Genomic DNA, 25,606 nt, shown 5'->3' on the forward strand with positions numbered 1-25,606 from the left:
CTGTGGCCGCCACTACTTTTCAGACTTTAGCCCCGCAATAGGGCAGCCTTTAGTCCTATTTGAAGAGGCAAGGTTTTCGACTGCACGTTGTGCAGGTCCATTCCGGGACCATTGCCCGGTGCATCGTCCGACCGACGATGCGTAGCAGCGACCTGGCGCTCCGGTTGATACCGACGGCCGCCGAAAGGCAGGCCGTCGGGCAGGATCGTTAGCCCTTGATGGCGATCCGCTTGACCTGCGACTGCGCCTTTTCCGTCTTCGGCAGGGTCACAGTCAGAACACCGTTGCGGAAGTGGGCGTCGCCCCTGTCTTCCTCCACCTCGACACCAAGCGGGATGCGGCGTTCGAAGCGGCCGTAGAAGCGCTCGGAGAACTGGCGGTCCTTGCTCTCGGTTTCGGACTGCTTTTCGCCTTTCAGCGTCAGCACGCCATCGTTGAGCAGGACTTCGATATCCTTTTCCTCCAGGCCCGGAATCTCGGCCGTCACCTTGACCTCCTTCTCGTTGTCGGAGATCTCGACGCTCGGCCATCCACCGCCGAAGCTGTTGGCTGCACTCAATGACGACAGGCCGGAACCGAAGCCACGGAAGACGTCATCGAACAACCGGTTTACCTCGCGATGCAAAGACAGGAATGGGTCGCGATCATTGTCGCGCAACAGACTGGGAACCTGATTGCCATTGTTGCGGCCCCAGGGAATGAGATCACGAACACTCATGGTTCTTCTCCTTTCTGTTGGTTCAGTTGGCATGATTTTTCCGCCGGCACCGGGGGCGGCCCGGTACCTTCGATCCTCCTTGGAAACAACATGGATACAAGAGGCGCCAAAAAGCGATCAGCGCCTCCCGGACTTACGCCAGGCCCTCACAAGGAGGCCCACATAACTGATTTAATTCAGGTGGTTACAGTTTCAAGAGGAGCCTGATCTTAGACATCAGGAATGGAAAATTTCGCCTCCGTTTCGGTATGGGGCGGATGAATTTTTCATAGGGGGCGACATGATGAGCAGTAGCCGGCGAGGGCGCGCTGCCTCGTCAGGGGCTGAAGCAACCTCGTGCTTGGCCGCGCATCGCCATTTCAACGACGCGTGCAGCGATACACTTTTATACAAATTCGGACGCCCGCGGCACATCTGTGCGACAAACCTTCGGTAGGTCTTCCATGTGATCGATGGTGCCGGCGCAATAACGTGCTGGCGCCGGTGATAACTCAACATGGGAGAGGTTTCATGGCTCGGCTTTCTATAAACGATATCATCCGTGACGTTGACGTTGAGCCTGACACACCGCTGCTATGGGTCATCCGCGAACAGGTCGGGCTGACCGGTACCAAATACGGCTGCGGCATTGCGCAATGCGGTGCCTGCACGGTTCATATCGACGGAATTGCGACGCGCTCCTGCGCCATTCCGGTCTCCAGCGTGACCGAGCAGCAGAAGATCGTCACCATTGAAGGCCTTTCGCCGGACCTGACGCACCCTGTTCAAAAGGCATGGCTGGAACTTGACGTGCCGCAATGTGGCTACTGTCAGTCCGGCCAGATCATGGCGGCGACAGCCCTGCTGAGCGCCAATCCCCGGCCGACCGAGCAGCAGATCCGTGACGAGATGACCAACATCTGCCGCTGCGGCACCTACAATCGGATCAAGGCCGCGATCGAGCTTGCATCCAACACCATGGCCGGCTGAGGAGGACACCATGAACACGATCACTGTTTCCCGCCGCGGCTTCCTTGCCAGCGGCGCTGCGGCCGCCGCGGGCCTCACGCTCGGCTTTCACGTACCCTTTGCCGGTGACGCTTCTGCACAGTCCGTCACACCCGAGGTCAATGCCTGGGTGGTTATCAGGCCCAACGACACCGTGGTGGTGCGTGTCGCACGCGTCGAAATGGGGCAGGGCACGCTGACAGGTCTCGCGCAACTCGTTGCCGAAGAGCTTGAGTGCGACTGGGACAAGGTCACCTGGGAGTATCCGACGCCTGGCGAGAATGTCAGACGCGGCAGGGTCTGGCAGAACTTCGGCACTGCCGGCAGCCAGGGCATACGCCAGTCCAACGAATATGTGCGCAAGGGCGGCGCGGCGGCGCGCATGATGCTGGTTCAGGCCGCGGCGAATGAATGGAAGGTGCCGGTTGGCGAATGCACCGTCGCCAAGGGCGTCATCACGCATGCGGGCACGGGCCGCTCGACCAGTTATGGCAAGGTTGCAGCGGCGGCTTCCTTATTGACGCCGCCCGCGGCTGACAGCATCACGCTGAAAGATCCGAAAACCTGGACGATCGCCGGCCGGCCGTTGAAGCGTCTGGACACGGCGGAGAAATTGAACGGCCGCCAAGTCTACAGCATCGATATGAAGCTGCCGGGCATGCTGAATGCCGCGCTGAAGGTCTGTCCGGTATTCGGTGGCAAGATCAAGAGCTTCGATGTCACCCAAATCGAGAAGATGCCCGGCTTCAAGAAAGCCGTAAGGCTGGGTGATACTGGCGTCGCTGTGATCGCCGACACCTGGTGGCGCGCCAAGACCGCACTCGACGCCCTGCCGATCGAATGGGATGAAGGCCCGAACGCCAACGTGCAGCAGGCCGATATTCTTGCGGCACAGCAAGAAGGGCTGACGGCCCGCGAAGCCATTCTCGGTAGCAAGAACGGCGATGTGCCGGCGGCTCTCGCGAGTGCCAGGCGTACCGTCGAGGCCGTCTATGCCGTACCGCACCAGCACCACGTCACGATGGAGCCGATGAACGCGACGGCGCTCTGGACGGCTGAGAAATGCGAGGTCTGGACGGCCACCCAGAACGCCGAGGCAGCTCTCGCCACCGCCGCGGAGGTTTCCGGCCTGCCGATCGACAAGAACGAAGTCTACCGGCTGCATCTGGGCGGCGGATTTGGCCGGCGCTCGTCGAGCCACGATTTCGTGCGCTACGCCGTGTTGATCGCGAAGGAGTTGCCGGGCACGCCGATCAAGACGATCTGGTCGCGCGAAGAAGATATGACCCATGGCTGGTATCATCCCGCCACGCAGTGCCGCCTGGTCGCAGGATTTGACGAGCAAGATAATCTGAGCGCGTTGCACATGCGAATTTCCGGTCAATCGATCCTTGCAACCCTCAATCCTGACCGTCTGCAAAATGGCCGCGATGCGGCGACATTCCAGGGTCTCAACCCCCAAGGGCCGGAAAGCCAGTTGGGTTATACCGTTCCGAACCTGCTGATCGAGCACGCGATGCGGAATCCGCACGTGCCCGCAGGCTTCTGGCGCGGCGTCAACAATAACCAGAACGCCATCTATCTGGAATGCTTCCTGGATGAACTCGCGCATTCGTCGAAACAGGATCCGCTGGAGTTCCGCCGCAAGTTGATGGCGAACCATCCGAAACATCGGGCGGTGCTCGACGCTGTCGCAGAGAAGGTAGGATGGGGCACGCCGGCGCCTGCCGGTGTCTATCGTGGCATCGCACAGCAGATGGGCTTTGGCAGCTACGTCGCGGCCTGCGCCGAAGTCTCGGTAAGCGAGGCCGGCATCTTGAAGATCCATCGCATCGTCGCAGCGACGGATTGCGGCCATGCCGTCAATCCGCAGCAGATCGCTGCGCAGGTCGAAGGCTCATTCGTCTACGGCCTTACCGCAGCGCTCTATGGCGAGATCACCGTCGCCAATGGCCGGGTCGAGCAGGAGAATTTCGATGCCTACCAGATGCTGCGCATGGACGAGATGTTCGACGTCGAGACGATCATCATGCCGTCCGGCGGCTTTTGGGGCGGTGTGGGCGAGCCGACGATTTTCGTCGCGGCACCGGCGGTGCTGAACGCCATTTTTGCTGCAACCGGGATAAGGGTGCGGCAGGTTCCGCTGTCGAAAACCAGTCTGAAGAAGGCGTAGGCACACCAACCGTCGCAAAGTGAGTGGCATCGATGAAGCGGGTGCGGCGCATGAGGGAAGTTTGGATCTCGATCGGTCTTCTAATGGCGTCATCTCCCGCGATGGGGCAGCCGGCGGTTAGTCCGGCTGCGGCGCCTCCGGGCGCGTCATCCTGCTCGGGTTGCCATGCACCGTCAGCCGTCGGCCATTCGATCGGTTCGCTGCAGGGTCTTTCCGCGCCCGACATCCTTGGCGCTCTGCAAGCCTTCCGCAATGGCGAACGCGAGGCAACGGTCATGGGTCGTATCGCAAGGGGCTTTAGCGATGGCGAGATGCGGGCCATCGCGGAATGGCTGGCAAGGGGAGAGGAATGACACGAGCTTCCTTCAGTCGTCGCGCAGTGCTTCAGGCTGGTGCGGCTCTCGGCGCAGCCGCGGCACTGGCGCGGCCGGCGATTGCGCAGTCGGCTGGCCGCGTCGTGGTAGTCGGCGGCGGCTTTGCCGGGGTAACCTGCGCGCGCGAACTCAAGCGCGGCGGTTTCAACGTGACACTCGTGGAGCCATCGGCCACCTACACGGCATGCCCGTTCAGCAACGGAGTGCTTGCCGGCTTGCGGCCGCTGTCGCGGCAGCAGTTCACCTATGACGCACTCAAGAAGGACGGGTTGGCGGTTATCGCGCAGCGTGCGACAAAGATTGACGGGCAGCAGAAACGCGTCTCGTTGTCGGATGGCACGATACTCGGGTACGACCGCCTCGTGCTCGCGCCGGGCATCGACCTGCGCTTCGACGCACTGCCCGGCTACTCGGAAGACGCCGCACAGATCATGCCGCATGCCTGGAAAGCCGGTGAGCAGACCTCGTTGCTGCGCAGCCAGCTGGAAGCGATGCCGGATGGCGGCACAGTGATAATCTCAGTGCCGGCAAATCCCTATCGGTGCCCGCCGGGACCGTATGAGCGGGCGAGCCTGATCGCGTATTATCTCAAAACCCAAAAGCCGCGCGCAAAGCTCATCATCCTCGACGCCAAGGACACATTCTCGAAGCAGGGACTGTTTCAGGCGGCGTGGAAGGCGCTTTATCCGAACCTCGAATGGGTCTCGATGTCGTCCGGCGGCAACGTCATCGAGGTGGATGTCGGGCAAAGGGTACTCGTCACCGAGTTCGGCCGCCACAAGGCCGACGTCGCCAATGTCATTCCGCCGCAGCGCGCGGGCGAGATTGCCGCACTTGCCGGTGCCACCGACCGCAGCGGTTGGTGTCCGATGGATCCGGTCACCTTCGAGTCGCGACAGCAGGCGGGCATTCATATCATCGGCGACGCCTGCATCGCCGGCGGCATGCCGAAATCGGCGTTCGCAGCGAATGCGCAAGCGAAAGTCTGCGCCGTGGCGATCGCAAGTCTGCTCGGTGGCCAGGCACCGCAGACGCCGAAATTGATCAACACCTGCTACAGCCTCGTTGCGCCCGATTACGGCATCACGGTCGCGGGCGTCTATCGGCCCGTCAACGGCGTGCTGACTGACGTGGAAGGGGCAGGCGGTGTCAGCCCGGCCGATAGTTCAGCCGCCTTCCGCTCGCTGGAAGCCTCGCACGCCGATGCCTGGTTCCGCACCATCACGGACGAAGTCTTTGGTTAGATGGCTGTTCCTCATTGCTGCGTTGTTCGTCGCCCCGCCGGCGATAGCGCAATTGCGCGCTTTCACTGTGGTCGGCGACGCCATTCCGCAGTCGCTGACCGGACAAGCCGGCGCCGCGGCGCGGGGCCGTACCGTCGTCACCGACCGCCAGAAGGGGCTTTGCCTTCTGTGCCATACCGGACCTTTCCCCGAACAGCGGTTTCAGGGCAATCTCGCGCCAGATCTTCGCGGCGCCGGCAGCCGGTGGGATGAGGGGCAGTTGCGATTGCGTCTGGTCGACAGCAGCAAAGTGAATCCGTCGACGATCATGCCGGCCTATTATCGTCTCGATGGTCTGACGCGCGTCGGAGGCGCCTGGCAGGGCAAGCCCGTCTTGTCGGCTGAGGAAGTCGAGGACGTCGTGGCCTTCCTGCTGACGTTGAAGGATACGCCATGACGGAGAGATCGGTCCAACCAAAGCTTTCTCGCCGCGCCGCACTTGTCGGCGGCCTTGCACTGATCGTGGCGCGGCCGGCGCGTGCCACGCCGGAGGCTATGCAGGACGCCATCCGCGATTTCATCGGAAGTGCCTCGGTCAAGGCTGGCCGTGTGAAGATGGACATTCCCCCGCTCGTTGAGAACGGCAATTCCGTGCCGCTTGCGATCACCGTCGAAAGCCCGATGACAGAAGGTGACTTCGTCAAGGCGATTGCGGTCTTCAACGAGAAGAACCCGCAGCCGAACATCGGCGTTTTCCATCTAAGTCCTCGATCCGGCCGGGCGTTCGTATCGACACGCATCCGGCTCGGCGATTCCCAGAACATCACGGCGATTGCCCAGATGAGCGACGGCAGTTTTTGGTCCGGCTCGGTTGAATTGATCGTCACCCTTCCGGCCTGCGCGGAGAATTAACATGGCTCGCGTCTTGATCAATCTGCCAAAGGCGAAGCGGGGCGAGATTGTCGAGATCAGGACGTTGATCCAGCATCCGATGGAAACCGGCTATCGCCCGAAAGGGGATGGCACGTCGTTCCCCCGCGACATCATTCGGAATTTCGTCTGTAAGCTGAATGGTATCGAAGTTTTTCGCGCCGATCTATTCCCGGCAATTGCCGCAAACCCGTTCATCGCGTTCACGATCAAGGCAGAAGAGGGTGGCACCATGACCTTCTCGTGGATCGACGACCGCGGCAGGTCGCAAACAGAAACCGCAGATTTCATCGTCGAATGATGCCCTCCGTCGCCTTCACCTCGATGCTGTTCTGCGCGGTGGCGGTTTCAACCGTCATTGCCGCCGCCCAGACACGAGACCCCCGGCGGTCGGGGTTTGAAGACATGAGCCGAGAATCGCAGGCAATGCAGCGCGACGATACTGCCAATCCCGGCATGTTTGCCGTATTGGAGGGCGAGGAATTATGGAGGGCGAAAGTCGGCAGCCGGAAAACGTCTTGCGCCGATTGCCACCAGAATGCCGAGGTCAGCATGAGTGGCGTCGCCGCACGCTATCCCTCCTTCAGCACGGCACGGAATGGGCCGGTCGATCTGCAGGGACAGATCAATCTCTGCCGCGAGACCCGTCAGAACGCGCCGCCGTTTCCGCTTGAGGGACCGGAATTGCTCGCGCTCTCGGCCTATGTCGGCAAGCAGTCGCAGGGTATGCCCCTCACGCCGCCGGACGATGCGCGGCTCGAGCCGTTCCGCAGGCAAGGCGAAGCACTCTACAACATGCGGCAGGGACAGCTTAATTTCTCCTGCGCCAACTGTCATGAGGATCATGCAGGGCAGCGCCTGGCCGGCTCGCTCATCCCCCAGGGGCACCCGACCGGTTATCCGCTCTATAGATTGGAGTGGCAGGGTATCGGATCGTTGCAGCGGCGGCTGCGAGGCTGCCTTATCGGGGTCCGCGCAGAGCCTTACGCCTATGGCGCGGAGGAATATATCGCGCTTGAGTTGTTTCTGATGTCTCGGGCAAAAGGCATGGCGGTCGAGACGCCCGCTATCAGGCCGTAACTGTACCAAACGACGCGTGTTCACCTCGCGTCGAGGCAACGACGCGCCGCCCCGACAACGGCTACTGTCTTTTGCCGGATGCGTCGAATTGCTTGAGATAGGCGATCAGGTCGGTGATCTGGTCGGGATTCTTGATCCCCGCATAGATCATTTTGGTGCCCGGGATCTTTGCCCTTGGGTTGGTCACAAACTCACGAAAGCTTTCATCGGTCCAGGTGATTCCGGCATTTTTGTTTGCCGCCGTATAGGCGTAGCCTTCCACGCTGCCGCTGGTGCGGCCGAAAAGCCCGTTGAGGTGAGGACCCGTAACATTGCGTGCGGTCTCACCGACCTGGTGACACGCCCGACATTGCACAAAAACGCGCTCACCGGCTTCGGGACTCTGTGCCAGCGCGCTGCCGGGTTGTAGGAGAAGTCCGACAATCAAAACAACAGCAAGCCGCTGCATGCCCTCACGTGTGGTGTTTCGGCGCGCAGCGCCCGGGCGTTCGGTATTCTCTCGGTGTGGGACTGCCATGTTTGCTCTCTGTTTAGCTTGGGAAGCAATGCGTCGGGGCGCGTCAGAACAAATGCTCGCCCTTCCAGCTGGTCTGCCGATTGATACTTTACCCCTGTCGCACAACTGTGCCGTCAGGCAGGAAATTTGTCGCAAGATGTCGCAAAACTTGGTGGTTGGTCTTGCGCCTCTGCAACCTTCTCCGATCCGCGAAGCCGCGCATGACTGCCTAAAAGAACGATAAAGCCCGCAAAGGGGCGGACGAAGGCGTTCCGGAACGTCCCCTAAGGTCATCGGAAGGTCAACGGAACGTCGCCGCCGGACAGCAGGCTTGCGAAACTTTGATACACTTTTCTTGGTGCAGGAGAGGGGGATATTCTTATATAGAATGCTGAACAGAGGTTACGCAAAATGCATGACTTGGCGCATGTCGTGGTCGTCGACGATCACAGCGATATCCGGGATCTCGTTCGACAATATCTCGAGCAGCAAGGCTACAAGGTCAGCGTCGCCGAGAGCGGCTCGGTGCTGCGGCGGGTGCTCGAACACCATACCGTCGATCTCATCATTCTCGACATCATGATGCCGGGTGAAGATGGGCTTTCGGTCTGTCGGCAGGTTCGCGCCACGCTAGACGTTCCGATCATCTTCCTGACGGCGATGGCTGAAGATACCGACCGGATCCTCGGCCTCGAACTGGGGGCGGACGATTACCTCGTGAAACCATTTAATTTCCGCGAACTGCTGGCTCGTGTTCGGGCTGTCCTGCGCCGGGCTGCCAATCCCGCGGTCCCGGCCGCAGCACGGCAGTCCAAAAAGCTGCGCATCGCGGGATGGCGGGTCGATATGGGTCGCCAGGAAATTTCCGGAGCAAACGGCGTCGGCATACCTTTGAGCACGGCAGAGTTTCGCTTGCTGAAGGTCTTCATCGAACGGCCGGGCATGATCTTGAGCCGCGAACAACTTCTGGACCTCACCACCGGAAGAAGTGCCGATATCTTCGATCGCAGCATCGACAACCAGGTGAGCCGCCTGCGCAAGAAGATCGAGGAAAATCCAAAAAACCCTTCAATCATCAAAACCCATTGGGGCGGCGGGTACAGCCTGTCGGTCGAGGTGGCATTCGAATGATCAAGCTCTGGAAAAAAAGCCTGGCGGCGCAGTTCATAGGACTGATGCTTGCCGCCCTGATCATCTCGCAGGCGCTGGCTTTTCTGATCTCGTGGGACGAGCGCACAATGGCGTTGAGAGCCGCGGCGAAAAGCGAATTCTTCAGCCGGGGCGCGTCTATAACCCGGTTGGTCGAGTTGATACCCCCGGAAATCCGCGCGCAGGCTCTTTACGCCAGCGAAACCAACTACTCGAAAATCTGGCTGACAGACCAGGAACCCGAGAAGGCCAGCGCTTGGCGCCTGCAGGCGGTGGGTCAGCTTTCCCGCCAACTCGAAAACTTCGTCGATCTATCAAAGCAGGTTGACTGGACCGCTCCCTCCAAGCCGCAATTGCCCGATCCGAAGGAAGTCGCGCGTGAAAATACGGACGAGGAATGGGCGAGCCCGCCGCCGATCCTGTGGAACCTGCCGCAACCCGCGAAATTCACCTATTTCGACCGGCGCAGAGGGTTTGGCCTTGCGGTCCAGCTTGGCGACGGACGCTGGCTGAACTTTGCTTCGTACCAGGAAAACACCGGCCGATGGTGGAATTCCAAGTCCCTGACCTCGGTCGGATTGACAGCGCTGATCCTGGCGTTGATCGGGATCTTCATTGCAAGCCGCATTTCCCGCCCCTTGCGCAATCTGGCGCGGTCGGCGGAGGCGCTTGGGCGGGGAGAAAACCTTCCGCCTATTCCCGAGGGCGGGCCGGGAGAGATCCGGCGCACGGCGGAAGCCTTCAACAGGATGCAAAGCCGCCTCCACCGTTTTGTCGAAGACCGGACCAAAATGCTTGCGGCGATCGGCCACGATTTGCGAACGCCGCTGACCTCGCTTCGTTTGAGAGCAGAATTCGTCAAGGATCAGGAAACACAGCAGAAGATGCTGTCTACCATTGACGAAATTCAGGCGATGACGGAAGCCGCCATTGCGTTTGCGCGCGGGGAATCGACGGTAGAAGAAACCCGTGACATCGAACTCGATGCTCTTATCGGCAGTATCTGCGACGACCAGTCGGACCTTGGACATCCGGTCAATTACGTGGAGGCGGAACAGACGCCTTATCGCTGTCGGCCGGATGGGCTCCGCCGTGCGGTCCGAAACGTCGTGGAGAATGCCGTACGATATGGCGGTGAAGCCAAAGTCTTCATCCGGCACACGGCAACCACAGTCGATATCGTCGTCGAGGACCGCGGACCGGGGATACCCGAGGCCATGAGGGAAAAGGTTTTTGCTCCCTTCTTCCGTCTTGAAGTATCGCGGAACAAGGATACGGGCGGTATCGGCCTGGGGTTGTCGATCGCCCGTGCCATCGTGCGGCAACATGGCGGCGACATTTCTTTCCTCTGCGGTGAAAGAGGAATGCAGACGATCATCTCCCTTCCGCGAGAAGGAATAGTCGATCCGGTACCCCTTCACCAAGGCCGCGGGTGGAAACTGACGCGAGCGCCGACTTCTTCGCAAACCGCGGGAATACCCGGTAAAATTGCTTCTCCGTCGCGGCGGTCCGCTTAGTCCCGCACGAGGGTCGTCGCAGATGCAGGAGCCGGTGGTTTCCAAGCTCTTGGGCGGCCTGGCGGGATTGATCCGTAAATCCAATGGCGCCGCGCCGGGGTGTTGCATCAAGACGGCGATGGTGGGGGCATACGAGACGTGCTTTCTCGGACTATAAGCTCCCATTCGACAAGTGTCGTATAAGGCGTGACGTCATTGATCCGCGAGACGATCGCCTCCGCCGTCAATCTGCCGATGCGTTCGCGGTCGGGGCGAACTGTCGTCAGCGAGGGGCTGACGCAGCTCGCCGCCTCGTTATCGCCGAATGCGATGACACCGATGTCTTCGGGTACGCGCCGGCCGAGTTTCCTGAGCGCGCGCAGCACGCCGAACGCAACCACATCGCTGTTGCAGGCGATCGCATCGATCTCCGGATGGCTTTGCAGAAGCTCGGTCGCGAGCCGCTCTCCGAGTTCCGGATTGCCGCCCTGCTGCGCCGTATGCTTGACGACGTCGGGGAGCGAGGCCTTGGTTGCTGCGGCTTCCAGCCCGCTCAGGCGCTTCTGGGCGCGTTTATCGTTTTCGCGGACACTGCCGACGAAGGCCAAGCGCCTATATCCTTGAGCTATCAGATGGTTGGCCTGGGCCGCCCCGACGCTTGCGTGGTCGAAACCGACAGCAGTATCGATCACGTCTCCGCCCGTGTCCCACATCTCGACAATCGGGATGCCGGCTGCCTTGAGAAGCTCGACGACTTTCGGCGGATGATCGACGCCGATGATGGCAACCGCCGCCGGGCGCCAGCTCAGGATGGAGCGGACGAGCCGCAGCTCCTGGTCGGCATTGTACCTGGTATTGGCGAGCATGACCTGCAGGTCATGCTCCAGCAAAGCCAATTGCAGCGAATCGATGATGTTGGCGAATTCCGAGTAGTAGAGTGAGGTTACCACGACCCCGACAATGTCCGATCGCGTCCCGGAAAGCCCGCCGGCAAGCCGGTTCGGCACGTAGTTCAGCTCTTCCATGGCCGCATTGATCCGGCGACGTAGCTCGACCCGGACCGTGTTTGGAGCGCGCAGCGCGCGCGAGACGGTGTTGACCGAAACGCCCACACGCTCGGCGATCGAAGCAAGGGTCGGGACGGTGCGCCCCGCACCCTCGGAAAGGTCCACTGTCATTCGGCTCTAAAAAATCCTGTGAGTGATCGTTGCGTTAACGGTAACTTTATGCCATCGTTTTGAAGGAGAGGCAAGCGAAAGACCGAACACCGGCGCTTTCTTTGGATGGAAAACGACGGCACGGTTGACAATCACCGGCGTGGAGGCGGGACATATGGCTGAAAAGCCAAACATCATTCTGATTATGACGGACCAGCAGCGCTACGACTCGATCGCTGCGCTCGGATACCCCTATGCCGTGACGCCGAATATCGACGCGCTCGTCGAGAAGGGCGTGGCGCTCACCAATTGCCACATCACCGCGCCGAGCTGCGTTCCATCTCGTGCGAGCCTGTTCACCGGTTATTATCCGCATACGACGGGCGTTCTGGCGAACGGCCAGAAATGGCAGCATACCTGGGTCGAGCAGCTCCGCGATGCGGGCTATCGTTGCGTCAACGTCGGCAAGATGCACACGATTCCATACAATTCGGATTCCGGTTTTCATGAGCGCTATGTCGTGGAAAACAAGGACCGCTACATGGAAGGCCGCTGGTATTTCGACGAGTGGGACAAGGCGCTTGCGGCGAACGGCCTCGTCAAGCGGCAGCGCGAACTTTACCGTGAGCTCGAGGATTACCGCGACCGGTTGGGCTGCTTTGAATGGGAACTGCCCGAGGCGCTGCATTCCGATGCCTTCGTTGGCAATATGGCGAAGTGGTGGGTCAATACCTATCCGCCGACCGAGCCGCTTTTCCTTCAGGTCGGTTTTCCAGGCCCCCACCCGCCGTTCGATCCTCCTGCTCGTTATGTAGAGCCCTATCTGAAGCGTAACGACCTGCCGCTGCCGAAGCCGACCAGGGAAGAGCTGGATTCGCTTCACCAGGAGCTGAAGGAAAAACGCCAGCACGACGTCGAGGTTGACCATGATTCCGTCGTCTGGAGCCTTGATCCGAGAGAAGACCAGATGCAGCGGCTGTGGGCGCACTATCTCGGCAATGTCACGCTGATCGATGAAAAGGTCGGGGAATTGCTCGAAGCGCTCGAAGCGCGCGGCTATCTGGAGGATGCAATCGTTATCTTCACCTCCGACCATGGCGAATGCCTCGGCGAACACGGGCTGATTCAGAAATGGTCGATGTACGACATAGTCACCCGCGTGCCGACCATCATCTGGTCGACGGCGAACCGGTTCGAGGGCGGTCGCACCGTGGATGGGCTCTGCCAGCTCTTCGACCTCGGCCCGACGATCCTGGAATATGCCGGCATCACGCCGCCGATATCCTTCGAAGCGCAAAGCCTGAAGCCTGCACTGGAGGGCGAGGACTGGAAGCCGCGCTCCCATGTGTTCTGCGAGCAGATCGGCGACGTGGCGATGGCAGGCGGTGTCGAGTTCATGACCGGTGTCAGAAGCGACCGGTGGAAGCTCGTTCACTTCAAGGGCTCAAGCGACGGGCAGCTCTTCGACCTCGAAAACGATCCGAAGGAAGTGAAGAACCTCTGGAACGATCCAGGCTGTGTCGAGCAGAAGCGCGAACTTTTGGATGTGATGCGCGACTGGTTGATCGAATCGAATTTCAAGACACGCGACGTCACGGTGGGGATGCGATGAACCACCAATCTCAGCAGAGCCGGCAAGTTTTCGCGAGGGAGGCATGACCTTGTCAATTTCAACGATTGAGGAAAAGCCCGAACGAGCCCCTCGGCGCTCTTTGCTGTCGCACCCGATGGGCATGCTGGCGGTCAACATCGCCGCGGTCGTCGTCGGCATCTTTCTCTGGGCCTTCGTCACGTCGCAGGGCGTGGTTGGCTTGCCGACGCCGCTCGCTGTCGCCAAGCAGGCGGTGATCCAGGCGAAGAGCGGCCTCCTGTGGACCGACGCCCTGGCGAGCCTCGGACGCGTTTTTACCGGTTTTGCGTTCGGCATTGCGGTAGCAATCCCGGTCGGTTTCCTGATGGGCTGGTACCGCATCGCCCGCGGCATCATCGAACCCTATGTCCAGTTCTTTCGGACGATCCCGCCGCTTGCCATCATTCCCCTGGCGATCGTCACCATGGGCATTGACGAAACTCCCAAGATCTTCGTCATTTTCCTGGCGTCTTTCCTGTCGAGCGTTGTCGCGACATATCAAGGTGTCGTCAACGTCGACAAGACGCTGATCAATGCCGCGCGTGTGCTCGGTGCCAACGACTTCACCATCTTCCGGCGGGTCATCGTCCCGGCATCGCTGCCCTATATCATGGTCGGCGTCCGCGTCGGCCTCGGTTCGTCATGGGCGACCGTCGTGGCGGCGGAGCTGATTGCTGCGCAGTCTGGCCTCGGTTTCCGCATGCAGCAGGCGCAGCTCTATTACGATCTTCCGACAATCTTCGTCAGTCTCATCGCGATCGGCGTGCTCGGTCTCATCATGGATCGCATCGTCATCGCATTCGATGGCGTTCTGACCGCATGGCAGGAAAAGCTATGAGCATCAAGATCTCGTTCCAGAACGTCTCCAAGACGTTCATCATCGCCGGGCAGACGTCCTTCAACGCGCTCCAAGGTCTCAACCTGGACATCGAAGACGGGGAGTTCATCACGGTGGTCGGGCCATCGGGCTGCGGCAAGTCGACCGCCATGAACATTGCCGCAGGCCTCACAGGTCCGTCTTCAGGGCAGGTCCTGGTCGACAACGTTCCGGTCAAGGGACCCGGCCCCGAGCGTGGCGTGATCTTCCAGCAATATGCGCTTTTCCCCTGGCTGACGGTCCGCGAGAACGTCGAGTTCGGGTTGAAGATTGCCAGATACCCGAAGGCGGACCGCCGCAGGATCGCGGACCGCTTTGTGGACCTCGTCGGGCTCTCCGATTTTGCCGATTCGCTTCCGAAGACATTGTCCGGCGGCATGAAGCAACGATGCGCCATTGCCCGGGCCTATGCCGTCAATCCGAAGATCTTGCTCATGGACGAGCCATTCGGCGCACTGGATGCTTTGACCCGCGTGCAGCTTCAGGGCCAGTTGCTGGCCACCTGGAGCAAGGAGCGGCGTACGGTGATGTTCATCACCCACGATGTAGACGAGGCGGTCTATCTCGCGAGCCGCGTCGTCGTCATGGCCGCCAGGCCCGGCCGGCTTCACAGGATCATTCCGGTCGATCTGCCCTATCCGCGCACCGAGGAGATGCGCCTTTCGCCGGAATTCACGGCTTTGCGCAACGAGGTGTGGCGGTCGGTCTACCACCCGGCCGCGGCCTGAAACCTGCAATCACTATCGGCTGTTACAAGGAGGAGATGAACATGCTGACGAGACGAACCCTGGTGAGGACGACGGCGGCCTTTGCCGCCGCGAGCGCTTTTTCCATCGGAGGAAAGGCAAGCGCCCAATCTGCCGACATGACCATCGGATATATTGCCGACTTTCCGAATGCCAGTGTCCTGGCGATCGCGCAGGATCAGAAACTCTGGGAAGCGGAAGGCATCACGCCATCCGTCAAGGTTTTCACCAACGGCCCGATCCAGATCCAGGCGATGGGCGCCGGCAGCCTGAATTTTGGCACGATCGGGCCCGGCGCACTCTGGCTGCCCGCCAGCGGTCGGGCCAAGGTGATCGGCGTCAACGATATAGGCTTCTCCGACCGCGTCATCGTCCAGGGCGGGATTGCCTCGATCGCGGATCTGAAGGCCAAAAAGGTTGGCGTCCCGCAGGGCACGTCCGGCGACATGATACTCCGGATGGCGCTGACCAAGGCCGGCATGACCATAGGCGACATCCAGGTCGTGCCCATGGATCCGTCCACGGTGGTTGCCGCCTTCACTTCCAAGCAAATCGACGGGGCCGGCATCTGGTATCCGCTGATCGATACGATCAAGCCGCGCGTGCCGGATATGAAGGAGCTGGCTTCGAACCAGGATTTCTACCCGCAGACCTCGTTCATCAACACCTTCGTCGCCCGCAATGAGATCGTCCAGCAGAACCCGGATCTCGTGAGGAAATTCCTGCGTGTCATGAAGAAGGCAATGGACTATCGCGTCGCAAACCTCGATCGATCCATCCAGATCACCACCGCATTCCTCAACGCTCCAGTGGAGGTGACCGAGAAGGTGGCGCGCAGCCGCAAGATGCTGACGAGCAAGGAACTGGACGCCTTCACGAAAGACGGCACCGTCGATAAGTGGCTGACGGAATTCAACAAGATGTTCCAGGAGTTCGGCACCATCAAGGAGCCGCTGCCACCGGCACAATTCTATACAGGCGATCTCTTCACCAGCGCCTGATCGTTAGGCCTTTGACTTTCCGCCGGTGACGGCGGAAAGTTCTCCTCGACGAGGGTTGCGGGAAACCATCGGGCTTGAGCGACTCGTTTCGATCGTCGATATTGATATTCGTCCGCTAGGCAAAAACTAGAGCGTCCATTGGGCGGCGATTTTTTCTCGCGGCCGTCGAGCCGCCGGTGACAGTTCGGGTCGCTCTATGACGGGAAGAGAGATCGAGGCTCTCAAGCCCGGATTGTTCGAGGCAAGAACGATATCCCCGCCATGGTGGCGAACGATCGCTCTTGCAATTGACAAGCCCAGACCGACACCGCCAGTTTCACGGTTGCGAGACTTCTCCAGGCGGAAGAAGGGAGAGAAGACCTTCTCGCGCATCGCATCAGGGATGCCGGGGCCGGGATCCTCCACGACGATTTCAGTCGCGGATGGCGATTGGCGCACGAAGACCTTGGCCTGCCCGCCATAGCGGATCGCGTTTTCGATGAGATTACGGACGGCGCGGCGTAACCCGTCGGGGCGGCACCTGTAGGTTATCTTCCTGCTTTCGACATACTCAACCCGTTGGCCCATTTCTTCCAAGTCGGCACACAGGCTCTCCACCAATGCGTTGAGATTGACCGTTTTTGTTTCCTCGACCGTCGCCTCGCCCTTTGCGAATGCGATCGTCGCCTCAGTCATGACCTGGATCTCGTCGATCGTGACCAGCATCTTCTGCTGAAGTTCCGGATCCCCGACAAACTCGGCGCGCAAACGCAAGGATGTCAGCGGAGTACGCAGATCATGGCCGATTGCGGCCAGCATCCGGGTCCGGTCTTCCACGAAGCGGTGAAGGCTCTGCTGCATGCGGTTGAATGCCTCTGCGGTCCGTCGGATATCGTCGGGCCCTTCCTCCGGCAGGGGCGGGAGAGACTCTCCGCGGCCTAAAGCCTCCGCCGACACGGCAAGCCGTCGAAGCGGTCTTGCGATACGGTTTGCCGTCAAAACCCCGATGACCGAGAGGACAAGAGCCGTTATCGACAAAGTGAAGAGGGATTGTGAAGTCCACCAGTTGTTGGGAATGACTTTGTAATAGGCGGAGTTCAGCCACCGCCCGTCTTGAAGCTGGACCGCAAGACCAAACCCGTCCCACTGGCCGATATAGGCGAACTTCGCCGGCTGTGGGAGACTCCACAAACCAGAGGCGGGCGTGACCCAGGCCTCGCCGGCGTTTTTCGCAACAATCCTCCTGCGCTCCTCCGGCCTGTCGATGGCTGCCGGCTGAACGCGCCATTCTGGCGGAAAATTCGGGAGGTTCGGCAGGGGACGTGCAAGCTCCTCGACGGCACGACCCCGCCAGGCATCGGGGTCATCTGGAGCCTGCTCGCTCAGCCAGAACCGGGCATAGCTGGTTTCGCTGGCGGCGAGGACGTCATGCCTCAGATTGAGCGGAATCGACTCCATGAGCCTGGTAATGGTCGCCGTGCGGCTGAAGAACTCGCTTTTTGATACTGCCTTGAGCGCCTTGTCGCGTTCATCCCAGGAGATCAGGAACGACAGTGCCTGGGAACACGCGAGCGCGAGGAGCATGAAACCGATAAACTGCGCAGCGAGACTTCTGGTCCAGAACCGTATCATTGCAGCACCACATCGGTGGAAAGACTGTAGCCGCCGCCCCAATGGGTCTTGATGATTGTCGGGTTCTTGGGATCGGCCTCGATCTTCTTGCGCAAGCGGCTGACCTGGTGGTCGATGCTGCGGTCGAAGATCTCCGCGGCTTTGCCGGCAGTCAAGTCGAGGAGTTGGTCGCGCGTGAGAACAAACCCGGGATGTTCGAGAAAAGCCTTCAGCAGACGGAATTCCACGGTGCTCAGGGACACGACAACGCCGTCCTCGTCGGTCAGTTCTTGCCGGCCGACATCAAGCCGCCATTGGTCGAACTTGATGACTTTTGCCTTGATGTTGTCGCGTTGCTGCGTTGGCAGGGTGGTTGCTCGCCGCAAGACGGCGCGGACGCGGGCGAGCAGTTCCCTGGGATTAAACGGCTTTACGACATAGTCGTCCGCTCCCAATTCCAAGCCGATGATACGGTCGGTATCATCCGCCATGGCGGTCAGGAATATGATGGGCACATCCGTCGTGCTGCGTATGTGTCTGCAGACCGAGAGGCCGTCTTCACCGGGCATCATGATGTCGAGAATGATGAGATCAAGAGCGTTCCGCTCGAGGATCTTGCGCAGGGCGGCGCCGCTGTCGGCCGAGCTGATGCGATAGCCTTGCTGCCCGAGATATTTCCCGACCAGATCCCGGATGTCCTGATGATCATCGACAACTGCGATATGGGATGATGCCTGCATGAACTGCCCTCTACACCCGGAAATTATAGCATTGCATCGGCAAGCCCTTCCATCGAATTCTCTAGCAAGTTCCCAAGGCCCGGCTCCCATGACGTGCCGCAGGATCGGACGTGAGATGGGATAGGGTGGGGTGGGACTGCAGCGAAATTGATAATTTTGGTTCCCGCTCATCCGCCTGAATTCAGACCGGAGAGGGGCCGCCGCGGCAATATTTGCGACCTTGCCGCGGACGGTGCCTTGAATGAACTGCGAGCTGTTAGTTCGGACGGTTGGCGCCCTCATAGTAGTCGCCGCTGTCGAACGGGCGACGATCATCGCGGGTGGTCTCGCCAAACACCGACTGGCCGGTCTGGTTCGGATAGCCGAAGGTCCTGGTGCTGTCGGCCCGCAGAGGATTGGCAGAACGCGAAGAAGCACCGCTCTTGGAGGCGCCTTCATAATAATCACCCTCGGCAAGTGCCGGGACGGCGAACGTGGCCGAAGCCAGCAGAGCAGCGATAGCGGTGGATAGGAAGATCTTGGTCATCAGTTTCTCCTTCAGTTTCGATAGCGTCTCCTTGACGCATCCCAAACATAGAAGGTGTTTGTCGCACGCGTATGCCGCAGAACAGGGAAATTGTCGCAAAGTATCGCAGCGCAACATTCCATTCCTCAACGTGGAGACAGACGATTTTACGCGGACCGGCTTGCAGTCGGTCCAGGCTGAGAGACGTCGCCAGGCTGCCCGTGAGGGCTCAAAAGCGGTCTGTGCCGCTCCATTTAGTGGGGGCCGCGCCTCTTGAGGACCTGACGCACCAGCGTCCCGTAACATTTCTTAATGTGACTACACAGTGCGGCTCCGCCCCATCGCTATCGTGTGACCAAACAAGCCAGGGCGCTCTGCGGCCCACTTAAAAGGTCCACTCAATGATCGCGTTATCGACCGTATCATCCACGCTTCGACGCTGCTGCTCGCTTTTCGGTAAAGCAGCGACGCTCGCATGCGTGTTTTCGACCGTGGCGTCCGCAGACGCCCAAATGCCGGTAACGACGATCGTCGCCAAGCGAGGTGCGCTGACGGAAAGGATCGAGGTGGTTGGTTCGCTCGCGGCGCGGGAAGAGATCGAAGTCTATCCCGCCGTCCTCGGCAAGGAGGTGCGGCAGATCTTGGTAGAGGCCGGACAACATGTTGAACGCGGCCAGGCGCTCGCGGTCCTGGACACGACCGAAGCCCTGATGTTGCTGGACAAGAACGCGGTGAGCCTCCTTCGCGTGCGTGCTGCCGTGGCGGTCGAGAGCAGCAAGATAGACGTGGCAACGGTCACCGAAGCCGAAGCGCGCAAGAAGCTTGAACGCAGCCGCTCGCTACAGCCAAAAGGTGCGATCGCCGACAACGTCCTCGAGGAAGACTTGAACGCTCACGCCCGAGCCGTCGCGGAGTTGCGACTGGCGCGCCAATCGTTGGAGCTCGCCAACGCAGATCAACAGCTGATCGCCAGCGAGCGGCGGGAAATCGAGCTGACTGTTCAGAGGAGCACCCTGCGGGCCCCCAGCTCGGGTCGAATCTTGAGCCGGAAAGCGCGTGTCGGTGCGATGACATCGAGTTCTGCCGGACCTCTTTTTGTCATCGCTGACGATGATGACATCGAGTTCGTGGCGCAGGTGACGGAGACAAGCTTCGTTCGGCTGCGCGAAGGCATGAGCGCCGAAATTACCTTGCCAGGACGCGACCAAGCCATCGCAGGAACCGTCCGGCTGAATGCCGCGCAACTCGATCCCAAGACAAGAAGCGGGACGGTGCGGATCGAACTTGCAGACAAGGCCAGACTTGTCCCAGGCGTCTTCGCGCGCGGTAGCATCAGTGTCGAAGACCGGCAGAATGTTCTCCTCCCGGGAACGGCCGTCAAAAGCACGGCGGCCGGCAACAACGTTTACGTCGTTTCAGACGGGCTCGTGGATATCCGCCCGGTCCGCATCGGATCCCAGCAAAGCGGCTTCGTGGAAATCCTCGACGGCATCCGCGAGGGAGAGGAGGTCGTCCTGAAATCAGGTGCCTTCCTGAAGGCACAGGAGCGGGTGAGGCCGGTATTGGCCGCGACGCCGGCAACGCGTGCCGACGCGTCTGCATCTACCCAAAATCGGCTCGGAGCTCGACTTCAATGAACATATCGGCCTGGGCAATTCGTAATCCGCTTCCCTCGATCCTCCTATTCCTAATCCTTGTCACCGCCGGTCTCTACAGCTTTTCACGGCTGCCCGTCACTTACTTCCCGACCATCGACGAGCCGGCTGTGAATGTGATTATCGACCAGCCCGGGGGAGCGCCGAGTGAGTTGGAGACTGAAGTTACGCGTCTTGTTGAAGACGCGGTAGCGTCTCTTGCAGGCGTAGAAGAGATCAAGTCGACCGTCACTCAAGGCCGTTCCGTTACCGCTGTCGAATTCGAGTTGGGCGTGATTTCGCCAGACCGCGCCATGGGTGACGTCCGCGACGCGGTTGCCAAAATCCGCAGCGACCTTCCCGATGGAATAGATGAGCCTGTGATCGAACGGGCCGAGGAGGAAGCACAGGCGGTGGTGACCTATGCCGTGACAAGCCAGGACATGACCGTTGCAGAGCTTTCGTGGTTCGTCGACGATGTTGTTGCCCGGCAGTTGCAGGGTCTGAAGGGCGTTGGCCGCATTGATCGTGTCGGAGGTGCTGACAGGGAAATCCATGTCGAACTCGATCCTTCGCGATTGCAGGCGCTCTCCCTGACGGCAAATGTTGTCAACGAAAGCCTCATCGCAAGCCAGTTGGATCGTTCCGGGGGCCGCAGCAACCTGAATGGCCGGGAACGGACGCTGACGACCGCCGCGGCGGCGCAGACGATTGCAGAACTTGGTGGTTCTCGCATCCTCCTGTCGGACGACGCCAGTGTGAAACTGGAAGATGTCGGAAACGTCCAGGATACGATCGCCGAAGCCCGCGCCTTTGCGACTCTGGATCAGGAGGACGTTGTAGGTTTCGCGGTCTATCGCTCAAAGGGTTCGAGCGAGCTCGCTGTTGCGAAGGAAGTGGCCACCGCACTGGAGAAGCTACATCTCGAACAGCCGTCGATCCGCTTCAAGCTGGTCGACGACAATATGTCCTACACGGCGGGCAACTACAACTCGGCCATGCATACCCTCTATGAGGGCGCGGCATTATCAATCGTCGTCGTATTTCTATTCCTGCGCGACTGGCGGGCTACGGTCGTAGCCGCAATCGCGCTTCCGCTTTCGATCATCCCGACCTTTTTTGCCATCGATCTCCTGGGCTTTTCCCTCAACATCCTCAGTCTGCTTGGGATCACCCTGGTGACGGGAATTCTCGTGGACGATGCGATCGTTGAAATCGAAAACGTGGTGCGTCACCGCGACATGGGCAAATCCGCCTACCGGGCTGCATTGGACGCCTCCGACGAAATAGGACTTGCTGTCATAGCCATATCCGCAACGATCATGGCTGTCTTCACACCCGTGGGCTTCATGAGCGGCGTGGTCGGACTGTACTTTCGAGAATTCGGGCTGACCGTTGCGATAGCGGTGTTCTTTTCACTTCTGGCGGCCCGCTTGATCACCCCAATCATGGCTGCATACATTATGACGAACGCTCCTCAGTCGCACATTCGGAAAGGGCGCCTGGTGTCGGCGTATGAGGGACTGCTGAAGGTCAGCCTGCGGTGGCGATGGATGACAGTCGGATCCGCATTTGCAGCTTTTGCACTGGCTTTATACGCCCTGACCTCCCTGCCGACCGCGTTTTTGCCGGAAGAGGATACGGGGCGGTTGACCCTTTCGGTGGAGCTGCCCCCTGGGGCGGCTTTGCAGGAGACACGAGCAGCGACGCACGGAATAGCCGCCCTGATCCGGCGGGATTCTGCGGTGGAAGGCGTATTCGTCAGGGCGGGGTCGAGTACGGTCGGACGGGAAGACATACGATATGCCGTCGTCCTGATCGATCTGCTCCATAAATCCGAGCGCGACCGTTCATCGTTCTCGATACAAGCCGATCTTGAAAAGGCGCTTTCCTCCATTTCGGATGTCAGGCTGCGCTTTCTCAACACCCGCGGTGGGCGGGACATATCTTTCGCTGTCCTGTCCGCGGATGGCGCTCTGGCTCAGCGAACAGCAGATGACATATTGCAGGAGCTCACCGCCGACAGAAACTTCGTCAACCCGACCGCCGACAACGCGGCAACGCGACCAGAACTGCGGGTGAAAATCGACGCGGACAAGGCTTCAACAATCGGTGTATCTCCGGCAGAACTTGCCCGCACGATCCGCGTATCGACCGTGGGCGACGTCGACAGCCGGCTGCCCAATTTCATCGACGGCGGCCGACAGATTCCAATCCGCGTGCTGCTCCAGACGCATGCTCGCGACGATTTGCCAACCCTTGAAATGCTGTCGGTACCGACGACGAGAGGGACGTCGGTTCCGTTGTCTTCGGTCGCCGACGTCAGCTTCGATGAGAGGGTCGCCGCCATCGAGCGATTTGATCGCCAGCGTCGCATCGAAATCTCAGCGGATATGGCTGACGGCATGACGTCGGGCCAGGGTCTCGACAGGCTGGCACAGCTCGATAGCGTCAAGAGCCTGCCGGCGGGCGTGCGCATTCAGGCGACGGGGGATTCCGATACCGAAGGCGAGGTGTTCTCAAGCTTTGCGGTGGCGATGGGATCGGGTGTCATGCTTGTGCTTGTGGTTCTCATCCTCCTCTTCGGAAGCGTGTTGGCGCCCTGGACCATTCTGGCCTCCCTTCCCCTGTCGATCGGCGGCGTTGCAGCTGGCCTCATGTTAAGCGGCAACGCCGTCTCGCTTCCCGTCGTCATCGGTATCCTGATGCTGATGGGGATCGTGACGAAAAACGCCATCATGCTCCTGGACTTTGCCATTGAACGCGAAGCCCATGGCTTGTCTCGGGTCGATGCGATCGTCGAAGCCTGCTCGGAGCGGGTTCGCCCGATCATCATGACCACGTTTGCCATGATCGGGGGAATGGCCCCCTCCGCGCTCGGGGTAGGGGACGGAGGCGAATTCAGGGCGCCGATGGCAATCGCGGTGATTGGCGGCCTGCTCGTGTCTACGGTTCTATCGTTGATCGTCATCCCGTCGCTCCACCTGATGGTTTCCGACTTTGGCGATCGTACCGCTCGGATCTTCAAGCCCTTCCTCCAGTCGGCCGAGATCTGAAGGTTGCAGGCGCCGCAAGGACGCTTGCACCACCAGCGGAGGGCCGGCCAACCACCTGGCCGGCCCTGCCGTATCGCCGAGCGGTTGCGGCGCTTATCGCCATGGCTGGGCACGTTTGGTATCACTGCGAGCAGCGATCGTAACAAAACTTCATAAAGCGAAATATTCGAGGACCAGCAGCCCGCCCATTGTAGGGTCCTCAAACAGGAAAAGACCTATGCAGCCCAATTCAGCATCCGCGAAGATATTGATCGTGGAAGACGACTTCGAAATCGGCAATCTTCTGGCGTCGACAATTCAGGAAAGCGGAATGCTGCCGACTGTCGCTGAGGACGGAAACGTGATGCAGTCGCTGCTTCGCAGCAATTCCTATGACCTGATCATCCTCGATGTCATGCTGCCGGGCGAAGATGGCTTGAGCATTTGCAAACGCATCCGTTCGGAAAGAACGATCCCGATAATCCTGCTGACGGCACTCGGAGAGGAGGTCGACCGGATCGTGGGACTGGAAGTCGGCGCCGATGACTACATTACGAAGCCCTTCAGCCCGAGAGAAGTGATCGCCCGGATTCGCAGTCTCCTGCGTCGCGCCTCTTACGGCCTGACAAGCAGCTCTGCTCAAAGGAAGCTGCGCTTCGACGGATGGGTGATTGACCCGATGCGGCGCCGGCTTCACGATCCCGGCAACGCTCGCATCGCTTTGACAACAACGGAATTCGATCTTCTGCTGGCGTTCTGCAGAAATCCGGGCAGGGTCATCACCCGCGAGGAGCTGCTCTTGTTTACCCATTCCGGGCTGGCTGGGCCGATCGAGCGCAGTATTGATGTGCATATCAGCCGCCTCCGCCAAAAGATCGAGGCCGATCCTCGCGAGCCAACGCTCCTGCAGACAGTCAGGCTGGGAGGATATACCTTTACCGCGTCGGTGGAGGAAGTCTGAAGTAGAGGCCCCAATCCGGCCGCGATCGCAGGGCCAGCACAAATAATCGAACAAGATCGCTTGGTGCAAGCCCGATGCTATGACTGGGAGCCGGCGCTTGGATGCCCGCTCCCAGCTGCCACGGCATTGCATCTTGCAGTCAAAAATATTGCGCAAGGCAACGCGTGTCGCCTGCTGGATCGGAAGCGATCCGTGCAGGCGACACGTCATTTATTTTCTCTCCCCGGTTTCAGAACTTGTAGCCGACAAAAGCAGAAACGGAAGGCTGGATCTTCTTCTCGACGATCGGGCTATCCGCGGCATCTCCGGTGAGCACGCCGATGCCTGCTTCACCACGCACCAACCAATGATCGCTCAGTGCGTATGTGGCGGAGGCAGAGAAATCGACACGCTTCAGGCCCGCTTCTGCTTTATATTCAGGCAGGCCTGAACGTGCCGATTGAGCGGCATTGACGCCAAAATAGGCCTGCATGTGCTTGCCATCGGCCACGGTGGCTTCGGCGCGTGCGCCCAGAATGAGACGTTCCGTGACCGGGGCCGAGTATTCTACCCCAAACTTTCCAATCAGGCTTTCGCTGCCGCCGATGGTCTGGTCGACGCTCGCATAGATTTCGACCGGGCCCCAATCATAGCCGACTTTTGCACCGACTGTCGCGGCGAAGTCGATGTCGCCGAGGCCGCGGAGGCGATCGCCGTCACCGTCATCCCGTCCCGATTCGTAACCAACTTCAGCGGAGATGGAAAATCCGTCGTGATCCAGGACAGTGACGCTGATCCCACCTGGATCGATTTCCAACCATTCGCCATAGGTGAACACCACGAAGGGAATAGGGCTGACTTCAAATTCATCGCTCCCTTCGTATTTGGGGTCGTAAGAAGCGCCGGCACCAATGATCAGGCTCCAATTGCGCTCCGGTTGGCGTTTGTCGAAACGCTGCTTGTCGAAAGGTGGCTCCGGCGTCTGCTCCGTGGCGGTCTGGTCGGCGCCATAGGCGTTTGGGGAAAATCCCGCAACGCTGATTGCGGCGCATAAGGCGAGGGGCGAAAGACGCCGCTTGGCTTTTTTAAGATGTAGCATGAGGGCTCCAGAACAGGTTATCAGTC

The 25,606-nt window shown here is 60.1% G+C and carries 24 protein-coding genes; 17 read left to right on the forward strand and 7 right to left on the reverse strand.

Features of this window, described 5'->3' with window-relative positions:
- Positions 1-208: 208 nt before the first annotated feature.
- Positions 209-718 (reverse strand): Hsp20/alpha crystallin family protein, encoded by a 510-nt coding sequence (locus tag C5J24_RS19690; protein ID WP_105403280.1) that lies wholly within the window; start codon positions 716-718, stop codon positions 209-211.
- 510 nt (positions 719-1,228) lie between these two features.
- On the opposite strand from C5J24_RS19690, the gene C5J24_RS19695 reads away from it, so the two are divergent.
- From C5J24_RS19695 to soxA, 8 genes are read left to right on the forward strand one after another with little or no spacing between them, the layout of a single operon-like run.
- On the forward strand, positions 1,229-1,687 hold the full coding sequence (locus C5J24_RS19695) for a (2Fe-2S)-binding protein (protein ID WP_105403281.1): 459 nt from the start codon (positions 1,229-1,231) through the stop codon (positions 1,685-1,687).
- 10 nt (positions 1,688-1,697) lie between these two features.
- Positions 1,698-3,878, forward strand: coding sequence for a molybdopterin cofactor-binding domain-containing protein (locus C5J24_RS19700; protein ID WP_105420248.1), 2,181 nt, complete (start codon positions 1,698-1,700; stop codon positions 3,876-3,878).
- Between the two features lie 50 nt (positions 3,879-3,928).
- Positions 3,929-4,231, forward strand: a complete 303-nt coding sequence (locus tag C5J24_RS19705) for a cytochrome C (protein ID WP_105403283.1) — start codon at positions 3,929-3,931, stop codon at positions 4,229-4,231.
- Positions 4,228-5,496 carry an NAD(P)/FAD-dependent oxidoreductase gene (locus tag C5J24_RS19710; protein WP_105420250.1) on the forward strand — a complete coding sequence of 423 codons (1,269 nt, stop codon included), beginning with the start codon at positions 4,228-4,230 and terminating at the stop codon, positions 5,494-5,496. Before C5J24_RS19705 ends, C5J24_RS19710 begins: the two co-directional genes overlap by 4 nt.
- A complete protein-coding gene (gene soxX / locus C5J24_RS19715) occupies positions 5,456-5,932 on the forward strand; it encodes a sulfur oxidation c-type cytochrome SoxX (RefSeq protein ID WP_105403285.1) in 477 nt (158 codons plus the stop codon). Before C5J24_RS19710 ends, soxX begins: the two co-directional genes overlap by 41 nt.
- Positions 5,929-6,387, forward strand: coding sequence for a SoxY-related AACIE arm protein (locus C5J24_RS19720; RefSeq protein WP_105403286.1), 459 nt, complete (start codon positions 5,929-5,931; stop codon positions 6,385-6,387). The genes soxX and C5J24_RS19720 overlap by 4 nt, the downstream gene beginning before the upstream one ends.
- Before the next feature lies 1 nt (position 6,388).
- Entirely contained in the window at positions 6,389-6,706 is a 318-nt protein-coding gene (gene soxZ / locus C5J24_RS19725) for a thiosulfate oxidation carrier complex protein SoxZ (RefSeq protein ID WP_105403287.1), read from the forward strand.
- The gene (soxA, locus tag C5J24_RS19730) at positions 6,706-7,485 is read left to right on the forward strand and encodes a sulfur oxidation c-type cytochrome SoxA (RefSeq protein WP_371674727.1); all 780 of its coding nucleotides are present in this window, start codon (positions 6,706-6,708) and stop codon (positions 7,483-7,485) included. Before soxZ ends, soxA begins: the two co-directional genes overlap by 1 nt.
- A 61-nt stretch (positions 7,486-7,546) precedes the next feature.
- Here soxA and C5J24_RS19735 read toward each other — a convergent pair whose 3' ends face one another.
- Positions 7,547-7,933, reverse strand: a complete 387-nt coding sequence (locus C5J24_RS19735; protein WP_105403288.1) for a cytochrome c family protein — start codon at positions 7,931-7,933, stop codon at positions 7,547-7,549.
- A 459-nt stretch (positions 7,934-8,392) separates the two neighbouring features.
- Between C5J24_RS19735 and C5J24_RS19740 the strand changes: the two genes are divergently transcribed.
- Positions 8,393-9,112, forward strand: a complete 720-nt coding sequence (locus tag C5J24_RS19740; protein ID WP_105403289.1) for a response regulator — start codon at positions 8,393-8,395, stop codon at positions 9,110-9,112.
- Positions 9,109-10,647, forward strand: coding sequence for an ATP-binding protein (locus C5J24_RS19745; protein WP_105403290.1), 1,539 nt, complete (start codon positions 9,109-9,111; stop codon positions 10,645-10,647). The genes C5J24_RS19740 and C5J24_RS19745 overlap by 4 nt, the downstream gene beginning before the upstream one ends.
- Positions 10,648-10,754: 107 nt before the next feature.
- On the opposite strand, the gene C5J24_RS19750 is transcribed toward C5J24_RS19745, so the two are convergent.
- Entirely contained in the window at positions 10,755-11,804 is a 1,050-nt protein-coding gene (locus tag C5J24_RS19750) for a LacI family DNA-binding transcriptional regulator (protein ID WP_105403291.1), read from the reverse strand.
- 154 nt (positions 11,805-11,958) lie between these two features.
- Between C5J24_RS19750 and C5J24_RS19755 the strand changes: the two genes are divergently transcribed.
- The 4 genes from C5J24_RS19755 (at position 11,959) to C5J24_RS19770 (ending at position 16,037) form a co-directional block, all read left to right on the forward strand.
- The gene (locus tag C5J24_RS19755) at positions 11,959-13,395 is read left to right on the forward strand and encodes a sulfatase (RefSeq protein WP_105420252.1); all 1,437 of its coding nucleotides are present in this window, start codon (positions 11,959-11,961) and stop codon (positions 13,393-13,395) included.
- 115 nt (positions 13,396-13,510) lie between these two features.
- Entirely contained in the window at positions 13,511-14,251 is a 741-nt protein-coding gene (locus C5J24_RS19760; RefSeq protein WP_172724075.1) for an ABC transporter permease, read from the forward strand.
- Positions 14,248-15,018, forward strand: coding sequence for an ABC transporter ATP-binding protein (locus tag C5J24_RS19765; RefSeq protein WP_105420256.1), 771 nt, complete (start codon positions 14,248-14,250; stop codon positions 15,016-15,018). Before C5J24_RS19760 ends, C5J24_RS19765 begins: the two co-directional genes overlap by 4 nt.
- A gap of 41 nt (positions 15,019-15,059) precedes the next feature.
- Entirely contained in the window at positions 15,060-16,037 is a 978-nt protein-coding gene (locus C5J24_RS19770) for an aliphatic sulfonate ABC transporter substrate-binding protein (RefSeq protein WP_105403379.1), read from the forward strand.
- Between the two features lie 126 nt (positions 16,038-16,163).
- On the opposite strand, the gene C5J24_RS19775 is transcribed toward C5J24_RS19770, so the two are convergent.
- From C5J24_RS19775 to C5J24_RS19785, 3 genes are all read right to left on the reverse strand, one after another.
- Positions 16,164-17,648, reverse strand: a complete 1,485-nt coding sequence (locus C5J24_RS19775) for an ATP-binding protein (protein WP_105403295.1) — start codon at positions 17,646-17,648, stop codon at positions 16,164-16,166.
- A complete protein-coding gene (locus C5J24_RS19780; protein WP_046637031.1) occupies positions 17,645-18,367 on the reverse strand; it encodes a response regulator in 723 nt (240 codons plus the stop codon). The genes C5J24_RS19775 and C5J24_RS19780 overlap by 4 nt, the downstream gene beginning before the upstream one ends.
- A 256-nt stretch (positions 18,368-18,623) precedes the next feature.
- On the reverse strand, positions 18,624-18,893 hold the full coding sequence (locus C5J24_RS19785) for a hypothetical protein (protein WP_105403296.1): 270 nt from the start codon (positions 18,891-18,893) through the stop codon (positions 18,624-18,626).
- Positions 18,894-19,384: 491 nt separating this feature from the next.
- Here C5J24_RS19785 and C5J24_RS19790 point away from each other — a divergent pair, with 491 nt between their 5' ends.
- The 3 genes from C5J24_RS19790 to C5J24_RS19800 all read left to right on the forward strand — a co-directional run bounded on the left by C5J24_RS19790 (position 19,385) and on the right by C5J24_RS19800 (position 24,502).
- On the forward strand, positions 19,385-20,509 hold the full coding sequence (locus C5J24_RS19790) for an efflux RND transporter periplasmic adaptor subunit (RefSeq protein WP_105403297.1): 1,125 nt from the start codon (positions 19,385-19,387) through the stop codon (positions 20,507-20,509).
- Positions 20,506-23,562, forward strand: coding sequence for an efflux RND transporter permease subunit (locus tag C5J24_RS19795; RefSeq protein WP_105420258.1), 3,057 nt, complete (start codon positions 20,506-20,508; stop codon positions 23,560-23,562). Before C5J24_RS19790 ends, C5J24_RS19795 begins: the two co-directional genes overlap by 4 nt.
- Before the next feature lie 217 nt (positions 23,563-23,779).
- Positions 23,780-24,502, forward strand: coding sequence for a response regulator transcription factor (locus tag C5J24_RS19800; RefSeq protein ID WP_046599364.1), 723 nt, complete (start codon positions 23,780-23,782; stop codon positions 24,500-24,502).
- Positions 24,503-24,731: 229 nt separating this feature from the next.
- Here C5J24_RS19800 and C5J24_RS19805 read toward each other — a convergent pair whose 3' ends face one another.
- Positions 24,732-25,580 carry a MipA/OmpV family protein gene (locus tag C5J24_RS19805; RefSeq protein ID WP_105403299.1) on the reverse strand — a complete coding sequence of 283 codons (849 nt, stop codon included), beginning with the start codon at positions 25,578-25,580 and terminating at the stop codon, positions 24,732-24,734.
- Between the last annotated feature and the right edge of the window lie 26 nt (positions 25,581-25,606).

It is taken from the genome of Neorhizobium sp. T25_27 (genome assembly GCF_002968565.1).
Taxonomy (GTDB): Bacteria; Pseudomonadota; Alphaproteobacteria; order Rhizobiales; family Rhizobiaceae; genus Neorhizobium; species Neorhizobium tomejilense.

Coding starts and splice junctions, on each gene's coding strand:
- C5J24_RS19690 (WP_105403280.1), bottom strand. CDS start 718: ATGAGTGTTCGTGATCTCATTCCCTGGGGCCGCAACAATGGCAATCAG.
- C5J24_RS19695 (WP_105403281.1), top strand. CDS start 1,229: ATGGCTCGGCTTTCTATAAACGATATCATCCGTGACGTTGACGTTGAG.
- C5J24_RS19700 (WP_105420248.1), top strand. CDS start 1,698: ATGAACACGATCACTGTTTCCCGCCGCGGCTTCCTTGCCAGCGGCGCT.
- C5J24_RS19705 (WP_105403283.1), top strand. CDS start 3,929: ATGAGGGAAGTTTGGATCTCGATCGGTCTTCTAATGGCGTCATCTCCC.
- C5J24_RS19710 (WP_105420250.1), top strand. CDS start 4,228: ATGACACGAGCTTCCTTCAGTCGTCGCGCAGTGCTTCAGGCTGGTGCG.
- soxX (WP_105403285.1), top strand. CDS start 5,456: ATGCCTGGTTCCGCACCATCACGGACGAAGTCTTTGGTTAGATGGCTG.
- C5J24_RS19720 (WP_105403286.1), top strand. CDS start 5,929: ATGACGGAGAGATCGGTCCAACCAAAGCTTTCTCGCCGCGCCGCACTT.
- soxZ (WP_105403287.1), top strand. CDS start 6,389: ATGGCTCGCGTCTTGATCAATCTGCCAAAGGCGAAGCGGGGCGAGATT.
- soxA (WP_371674727.1), top strand. CDS start 6,706: ATGCCCTCCGTCGCCTTCACCTCGATGCTGTTCTGCGCGGTGGCGGTT.
- C5J24_RS19735 (WP_105403288.1), bottom strand. CDS start 7,933: ATGCAGCGGCTTGCTGTTGTTTTGATTGTCGGACTTCTCCTACAACCC.
- C5J24_RS19740 (WP_105403289.1), top strand. CDS start 8,393: ATGCATGACTTGGCGCATGTCGTGGTCGTCGACGATCACAGCGATATC.
- C5J24_RS19745 (WP_105403290.1), top strand. CDS start 9,109: ATGATCAAGCTCTGGAAAAAAAGCCTGGCGGCGCAGTTCATAGGACTG.
- C5J24_RS19750 (WP_105403291.1), bottom strand. CDS start 11,804: ATGACAGTGGACCTTTCCGAGGGTGCGGGGCGCACCGTCCCGACCCTT.
- C5J24_RS19755 (WP_105420252.1), top strand. CDS start 11,959: ATGGCTGAAAAGCCAAACATCATTCTGATTATGACGGACCAGCAGCGC.
- C5J24_RS19760 (WP_172724075.1), top strand. CDS start 13,511: ATGGGCATGCTGGCGGTCAACATCGCCGCGGTCGTCGTCGGCATCTTT.
- C5J24_RS19765 (WP_105420256.1), top strand. CDS start 14,248: ATGAGCATCAAGATCTCGTTCCAGAACGTCTCCAAGACGTTCATCATC.
- C5J24_RS19770 (WP_105403379.1), top strand. CDS start 15,060: ATGCTGACGAGACGAACCCTGGTGAGGACGACGGCGGCCTTTGCCGCC.
- C5J24_RS19775 (WP_105403295.1), bottom strand. CDS start 17,648: ATGATACGGTTCTGGACCAGAAGTCTCGCTGCGCAGTTTATCGGTTTC.
- C5J24_RS19780 (WP_046637031.1), bottom strand. CDS start 18,367: ATGCAGGCATCATCCCATATCGCAGTTGTCGATGATCATCAGGACATC.
- C5J24_RS19785 (WP_105403296.1), bottom strand. CDS start 18,893: ATGACCAAGATCTTCCTATCCACCGCTATCGCTGCTCTGCTGGCTTCG.
- C5J24_RS19790 (WP_105403297.1), top strand. CDS start 19,385: ATGCCGGTAACGACGATCGTCGCCAAGCGAGGTGCGCTGACGGAAAGG.
- C5J24_RS19795 (WP_105420258.1), top strand. CDS start 20,506: ATGAACATATCGGCCTGGGCAATTCGTAATCCGCTTCCCTCGATCCTC.
- C5J24_RS19800 (WP_046599364.1), top strand. CDS start 23,780: ATGCAGCCCAATTCAGCATCCGCGAAGATATTGATCGTGGAAGACGAC.
- C5J24_RS19805 (WP_105403299.1), bottom strand. CDS start 25,580: ATGCTACATCTTAAAAAAGCCAAGCGGCGTCTTTCGCCCCTCGCCTTA.